Origin of the sequence: Pseudomonas sp. NPDC087346 (assembly GCF_044744235.1) — a bacterium.
Classification (GTDB): domain Bacteria; phylum Pseudomonadota; class Gammaproteobacteria; order Pseudomonadales; family Pseudomonadaceae; genus Aquipseudomonas.
The window spans coordinates 2,071-3,499 of the sequence record NZ_JBIUXX010000017.1 but is presented as its reverse complement, the minus strand read 5'-3'; the positions used below and the strand labels follow the sequence as shown (position 1 = coordinate 3,499).

General features: G+C 58.9%; 3 protein-coding genes. All 3 read left to right on the top strand.

The window, feature by feature from the left end:
- Nucleotides 1-55 precede the first annotated feature (55 nt).
- Nucleotides 56-721 (top strand): protein TolQ, encoded by a 666-nt coding sequence (gene tolQ / locus ACIOZM_RS12760; RefSeq protein ID WP_401214244.1) that lies wholly within the window; start codon nucleotides 56-58, stop codon nucleotides 719-721.
- 23 nt (nucleotides 722-744) lie between these two features.
- The gene (gene tolR, locus ACIOZM_RS12755; RefSeq protein ID WP_161806672.1) at nucleotides 745-1,197 is read left to right on the top strand and encodes a protein TolR; all 453 of its coding nucleotides are present in this window, start codon (nucleotides 745-747) and stop codon (nucleotides 1,195-1,197) included.
- On the top strand, nucleotides 1,197-1,429 hold a 233-nt coding region (locus ACIOZM_RS12750), incomplete at its 3' end, for a cell envelope integrity protein TolA (RefSeq protein WP_401214048.1). The genes tolR and ACIOZM_RS12750, both read left to right, overlap by 1 nt.

The window sequence follows — 1,429 nt, the reverse complement described above, 5'->3', positions numbered from 1 at the left end:
CCAGAATCAGCATTACCAACTGCACCACGATGCTGGCATTGTCGACCATTCCTCCATGTGGAGCCTGGTCAGCAATGCCAGCATCGTGGTGCAGTTGGTAATGCTGATTCTGGTGGCCGCATCGGTGACCTCATGGATCATGATCTTTCAGCGCAGCAATCTGCTGCGCGCCGGTCGACGCGCCCTGGAGAGCTTCGAAGAGCGCTTCTGGTCGGGTATCGACCTGTCCAAGCTGTACCGTCAGGCGGGCAGCAACCCTGATCCGGATTCGGGTGTGGAGCAGATCTTCCGCGCCGGCTTCAAGGAATTCTCCCGTCTGCGTCAGCAGCCAGGCGTTGATCCTGAAGCGGTCATGGAAGGCGTGGCGCGTGCCATGCGCGTTGCCATCTCCCGCGAAGAAGAGAAGCTCGAGCAGAGCCTGCCATTCCTCGCCACCGTTGGTTCGGTCAGCCCGTATATCGGCCTGTTCGGTACCGTATGGGGCATCATGAACTCCTTCCGTGGTCTGGCCAGCGCTCAACAAGCGACCCTGGCGACCGTGGCTCCGGGTATCGCCGAAGCCCTGATCGCCACCGCGATCGGTCTGTTCGCCGCAATCCCGGCCGTTATCGCCTACAACCGTTTTGCTGCCCGCAGCGAAACCTTGCTGGGCCGCTACTACACCTTCGCCGACGAGTTCCAGGCGATCCTGCACCGCAAAGTGCACACCAGCGAAGAATAAGCAGGTAAATCCCAATGGCTTTAATCGCTCGAGCGCGCAAAAAGCGCAAGCCGGTCGCCGAGATGAACGTGGTGCCATACATCGACGTGATGCTGGTACTGCTGGTCATCTTCATGGTGACTGCGCCGATGCTCAATCAGGGCGTGAAAGTTGATCTGCCCAAGGTTTCCAGCGAAGCCTTGCCGCAGGACAACAACACTCAGGTCCTGACCATTTCGATCAAGGCTGACAAGACCTATTACTGGAACCTTGGCAGCGAAGTCGACACCGAGAAGCAACAGGACAGGGCGATGACCCTGCCACAGATGACCGATGCGGTGACCAAGATCATTCGCGCCGGCACCGAAGGCGGCAAGCGTACCCAAGTGTTCATCCGCGGTGACAAAACCGTCGACTATGGTTCCGTCATGGGCGCCATGGGCGGGCTGCAGAAAGCCGGGGTCGGTAATGTTGGCTTGATTACCGAGGCGCCCTGATGCAGCAACAGCGAGAGCCGTCCGCCTCGGAAAGCTACTTCTGGCCTAGTGTTCTGGCAATTGTCCTGCACGTGCTGGTATTCGGCATGCTGTTCGTCAGTTTCGCGTTCACTCCGGAGCTGCCGCCGGCCAAGCCGATTGTCCAGGCGACCCTGTACCAACTGAAATCGAAAAGTCAGGCAACCACCCAAACCAATCAGAAGATTGCGGGTGAGGCGAAGAAATCCGCCGC